Consider the following 5,247-nt stretch of genomic DNA (forward strand, 5'->3'; position numbering starts at 1 on the left):
ATATGGCTCAAGCTCAACGACTTGCTGGCTTTGGTCTTAACACACTCAAGGAATTATTTAGAATGAAATAGCCCTGGCATCCCATGAGGTTGAAACGCATTGTCGCTCCTCTATCCGTTGCTTTCATTTTGAAACCAACTACTGAATTTTCTGGGTTATTCTGTTGTGGAACAGCGGTGACATTAAAATCCATATTTGCTTCTTTTTCATTAGCCTCAAGGTTGAAAGTGATGCCGGCACATCCCAAATCAGCTCCCGTGAGGTTGGCTCTATTTAAATTGGCATTTTTGAGGTTGGCATTAGCCAATTTTGCTCCTGATAAGTTAGCACCTTCTAGGTTAGCTCCCTGCAAGTTGACTCCTTGCAAGTCTAATCCTTTTAGGTTGGCATTGCTGAAATTACATTCGGGACACTGTTTGGTTTGCAGCAATTCCTTGACTTGGTTTTGTTGATTTGAAAAAGTTAGATATTTGACCGCAGTAAATACAACTGCGATGGACAATCCAGCAGTAAATAAATTCTTTAATTTCATAAATATCCGAAAAGCTGTGGGGGCTTTCTCTGGCTGTTAATAGATTTCTACAATAGTGCGATCGACCTCTCCAGAATTCCCACGAAAAAATTGCAGGTATCTTTGACAAGCCGTCCGGCGCAATTAAACACCGCCAAACTTAAACCTCCCGCCTCCTTTCCCTCCCCAGTGCTGCTTTGAGCTTCGCACTCGTCCCGTCCGTCTGCTTAGCAGTCCACAAACCGAATTTATTGTTACCAGAAGGCGCGCATTTGCATATACCTCCAGACTGAAATAAAAGAAACTTTATTTATATCCCTAGAATGAGTAAATCATCGAGAGATTGCAGCATGATTAAATAGAAACGCAATACCGTACCTGCGCTGTTGATAAATTCTCAGCAACTACTTTGGTCAAAATTGCTTCGAGAAATTAATTTACTCTAAAAACTGTTAGCAGCAGCTCAGGTTTCTCAACCTCGCCAGAACACATCCTACCTATCATCCCGACAATTCGGAGCGGCAATGAACACAATCAAACCCGAACCTCAAAGATCGCGCTTCGTGGCTCTGCTGCTGACAACGCTGCTGACCTTTCCCTTTGTGAGTGCTTGCGGTTCTAGCGAGCGAACTTACGCTCCTCCGCCTCCTGTTGACGATACTCGCGCTGGAGGAGTGCAAACTAATCGCGGCTCAGCTCCTTCCCCACAAGCGAAAAAAGGACTGAGCAATGCTCAAAAAGTAGGGATTACTTTAGCAGGAGCAGCGGCCCTTTACTACCTCTACAACCAGCATAAAAACAAGCAACAACAGGGGTCGCAGGGAAAATATTACCTTTCCAAAAACGGTCGCGTTTACTACCGCGATGCCCAGAATCGCGCTCACTGGGTAACGCCCCCGCCTGGAGGAATTAAAGTTCCGGAGTCCGAGGCAATGCGTTACCGGGAATTCCAAGGCTACAACAACCAAAATACCGGTCGAGACCTTACTAGCTTGCCGGAAGCTACAGCTCCTGTTCCGGCACAGTAGCCTAACGATTTGAGATTTTAGATTACCGATTGGAGATTTTTAATTAAATCTGGGATTCCCAATCTAAAACACCAGTTTTTCAACACATAAAAAAGAGGAACTTTATCATGGTAGACGGATTTTTTCGGAAGTTAAAAGATGCGATCGTCGGGCCCGACAGCGAGCAAGTCGATCCTGACGGTAATTACCAAGATCCCTCAAATCCCGGACAGTATGGCAATGCGCGTCCGGCCAGCGAAGACCCCTACGGCGACCCCGCAGACTACGGAGAGTACGGCGACGTGAGTCCGGCCAGCGAAGACCCCTACGGCGACCCCGCAGACTACGCCGGTACAGACTACGGACAGTTCGGTAACGTGAGTCCGGCCAGCGAAGACCCCTACGGCGACCCCGCAGACTACGTAGCGGATGCTGGAATGTTCGGCAATGTCATCCCCGCGAGCGAAGACCCCTACGGCGACCCAGCGGATGAGGAAGGGTTTAGTTAAGTCAGTTAGCTAGAAAAATTACCTGGTAAGCAACAGCACCCCTGCGGGGGTGTTTTTTTGTGGCCAAATACCATGAGTGAGCCAAAGATGAGCGGCAAAGGGAACTCTTGAGGGGATAGATAATCTGAAACCCTTAACGGACAAGAGAATTGTTAAACGGAGAGGGTGGGATTTGAACCCACGGAACCTTGCGGTTCACCTGATTTCAAGTCAGGCGCATTCGACCACTCTGCCACCTCTCCTGGCGCATAAATTTTATCATACCAGCAAATGTCTCTAACTACAAATAGCCGCAGATTCAGCGCGCCGATAAAGAATTTGTTCTCTTTCTACCGCGAAATCTTCGCCTACCCATACCAGAGACACTTCCGACACTGCTCCATTTTCCAGCAGGACGATCGAGAAATTCCGCAGTTTCGAGCACTCTCTCTCCACAATTCGCGGTACGCTGGCGGCATTCAAATAAACTGTACCCTCCGCACTCACCTCCAGCGACTTCCGCAACTCCTGCTTCGTGTGCCGCAGTTTGTGGTGCATATGACCAAAAGTTACCAGCGGTATGTGCTTTCCTGTGGTACGAGTTCGATCGATCGCCTCCGCAAAATCCGGGTCGCCCCAATCCCCGCCCAGTGGCTTCCAATCTCGCCCGCAGGGGTCTTCAGGAGCCTCTCCTAACCCCGTAGGGCCCGTGTGACCCAAAAAAATCACATTTTCGCAATCGGCATCCGCCGCAGCCGCTGCTATGCGCCGCGCCGATTCCTCAAAACTTTCTACCCCAAACCACTCCGAGTAAAAATCACCGTACTTCCACTCCGATCCCCCCCAAGTAAACGGGCGGCTTCCCACCACAGTTACGCCCAATTCTGGAAAATCCCTTTTCCCGTAACCGACGTGAGCTTCCCCCATTAAATCTAACTGCTGTTTCACCCAATTTTCTTTAGTGCGATCGTAGGGGCACTGACTGCGGCCCCACTCAGTCGCCGTGTACCAAGCATCGTGGTTCCCAAACACCGCTGCTTTCGGAATGTCCAATTGGGCGATCGCCCGCACCACCTCCACCGACTCATTGCCAAAATCCCCCACAAACAGCACCAAATCAACGCCCAGATGCTTCAGGGCTTCGCCGTCTTCAGGTTCCCAGCGATCGTGAACGTCCCCCACCACCGCAATTTTGATAGATTTAGCTTTATTCATGTGATTTGTCATGTGCGATCGCTCCCTAGCCCCTTCTTACTCAGCATAAGAAACAGCGACCAATTTTTGAACTCTCCCGCAGCATATTTTGGATTTTAGATTGGCCCCACTGAACAGCCAGCACTTTTTGGTGAATTCAACTATAATTCAAAATACACTTTAGCTGTCTTCGCCACCTTCCCCGGAATATTCTAACTGTGTTTACCACCGCACCTGCTCCGAACTTTACTCAAACCCGACTGCCCCACGACTTGTTTGCAGCCATTAACGCCCTCAAACAAGAGTTAAACGCCGTCATTCTCGCCCACTATTACCAAGACTCCGATATTCAAGACATCGCAGACTTCATTGGCGACTCCCTAGAACTTGCCCGCAAAGCCGCCAACACCAGCGCCGATGTCATAGTTTTTGCCGGAGTTCATTTCATGGCCGAAACCGCAAAAATTCTCAATCCCGACAAATTAGTATTGTTGCCAGACTTAAATGCTGGATGTTCCCTCGCCGACAGTTGCCCTCCCGAAGCCTTTGCAGCTTTCAAAGCCGATCGACCAGCACATTTGGTAATTTCCTACATTAATTGTACCGCCGCAATTAAGGCAATGAGCGATATAATTTGCACCAGTTCTAACGCTGTTAAAATTGTCAACCAAATTCCCGAAAATCAGCCGATAATTTTTGGACCAGACCGCAATCTCGGTCGCTACGTCATGGAACAAACGGGGAGAAACATGGAGATCTGGCAAGGAGCTTGCATGGTCCACGAAAACTTCTCAGAAAAAAAGATAGTTCAACTCAAAATCGAAAATCCCGATGCCGAAATAATTGCCCACCCAGAATGCGAACCTCCCGTGCTGCGCCACGCCAATTATATCGGCTCTACCACTGCTTTGCTCAAATATTCTCAAGGTAGTTCCAGCCAAGCTTTTATTGTCGCGACTGAACCGGGAATCATTCACCAAATGCAAAAGCAAGCTCCGCATAAACGCTTCATCCCCGCTCCTTCCACCAATAATAACTGCGCTTGCAACGAATGCCCGCACATGAGATTAAATACCTTGGAAAAATTGTATCTATCCCTAAAAAATCAAACCCCTGAAATTACCATGCCCCAAGATATTCAACTAGCAGCCTTACAGCCGATCCAACGAATGCTAGAAATGAGCTAACCGCTGGCTATTTTTAAGTAAATTTATTGTGTGGTGAGTGGGGCGCTGCGATTAAATTAAGTCATTGCCTAACCCACCCACATCGATCTGCAATCGGTGAATCAGTTGTTAGCTCTTTCTCTTTTCTTCCTCTGCGACTCTGCGGTTCCTTCCTTTAAAACTCCTGAACGATAAATGATGTCCGAAAAACTGATTGTTTTCACTCGCTATCCCGAACCGGGAACAACCAAAACTCGACTAATTCCCGTGCTGGGAAAAGCAGGTGCTGCCAACCTTCACCGCTTGATGGCTCAACGGACGATCGCCTGCGCTCTCTCTCTCCAACAAGCCCGCCGATTATCCGTAGAAATTCACCGAGCCGGCGGCAGCCAACAACTGATGCAAGAGTGGTTGGGAAATGATATTATTTGTCAAAATCAAAGAGACGGTGATTTGGGCGCAAGAATGACAGCAGCGTTTCAAAAGTCTTTTAATTCAGGGGTTGAGAAAACTGCAATTATCGGCACTGATTGTCCTGGTTTGAAAGCAGAAATCATGGCACAAGCTTTTGATGAACTGAGCCAGCACGATTTAGTTTTGGGCCCAGCCAAAGACGGAGGTTATTATCTGATCGGGCTGCGGCGATCGATACCGGAATTGTTCGGTGGCATTCAGTGGGGAAGCAGTGAAGTATTGGCTTGTACCCGGGCGATCGCCCAAAAGCTAGATCTAAATATTGCTTATCTTCCCACTCTTGCAGATATCGATAGACCCGAAGATCTCCTCGGTTTAGATATTAATATATTGGTAACTGCTCAATAACCGCTGGTTGGAGTATCTGAGCTAAGTAGTCCCAGAACGCGAGCCAATAAACTTATTTC

Annotated in this window: 6 protein-coding genes and 1 tRNA gene; 4 read left to right on the forward strand and 3 right to left on the reverse strand. The window is 48.1% G+C overall.

From position 1 onward, the window contains the following. Positions 1 to 13: 13 nt before the first annotated feature. Entirely contained in the window at positions 14 to 532 is a 519-nt protein-coding gene (locus QUA33_RS27455) for a pentapeptide repeat-containing protein (RefSeq protein ID WP_333152852.1), read from the reverse strand. Between the two features lie 503 nt (positions 533 to 1,035). Here QUA33_RS27455 and QUA33_RS27460 point away from each other — a divergent pair. After that, entirely contained in the window at positions 1,036 to 1,539 is a 504-nt protein-coding gene (locus QUA33_RS27460; protein ID WP_333152854.1) for a hypothetical protein, read from the forward strand. Between the two features lie 107 nt (positions 1,540 to 1,646). Beyond that, the gene (locus tag QUA33_RS27465) at positions 1,647 to 2,027 is read left to right on the forward strand and encodes a translation initiation factor (RefSeq protein WP_333095904.1); all 381 of its coding nucleotides are present in this window, start codon (positions 1,647 to 1,649) and stop codon (positions 2,025 to 2,027) included. Between the two features lie 157 nt (positions 2,028 to 2,184). On the opposite strand, the gene QUA33_RS27470 is transcribed toward QUA33_RS27465, so the two are convergent. Beyond that, a tRNA-Ser gene (locus QUA33_RS27470) sits at positions 2,185 to 2,269 on the reverse strand. Between the two features lie 34 nt (positions 2,270 to 2,303). After that, a complete protein-coding gene (locus QUA33_RS27475) occupies positions 2,304 to 3,221 on the reverse strand; it encodes a TIGR04168 family protein (protein ID WP_333152856.1) in 918 nt (305 codons plus the stop codon). Between the two features lie 197 nt (positions 3,222 to 3,418). Between QUA33_RS27475 and nadA the strand changes: the two genes are divergently transcribed. Further along, positions 3,419 to 4,387: a quinolinate synthase NadA gene (gene nadA, locus QUA33_RS27480; RefSeq protein ID WP_333095902.1), complete on the forward strand. Its 969-nt coding sequence runs from the start codon at positions 3,419 to 3,421 to the stop codon at positions 4,385 to 4,387. Between the two features lie 174 nt (positions 4,388 to 4,561). Beyond that, positions 4,562 to 5,188 carry a TIGR04282 family arsenosugar biosynthesis glycosyltransferase gene (locus QUA33_RS27485; RefSeq protein ID WP_333152858.1) on the forward strand — a complete coding sequence of 209 codons (627 nt, stop codon included), beginning with the start codon at positions 4,562 to 4,564 and terminating at the stop codon, positions 5,186 to 5,188. Positions 5,189 to 5,247: the final 59 nt, after the last annotated feature.

This window comes from Microcoleus sp. Pol14D4 (assembly GCF_036701245.1).
Lineage (GTDB): Bacteria > Cyanobacteriota > Cyanobacteriia > Cyanobacteriales > Microcoleaceae > Microcoleus.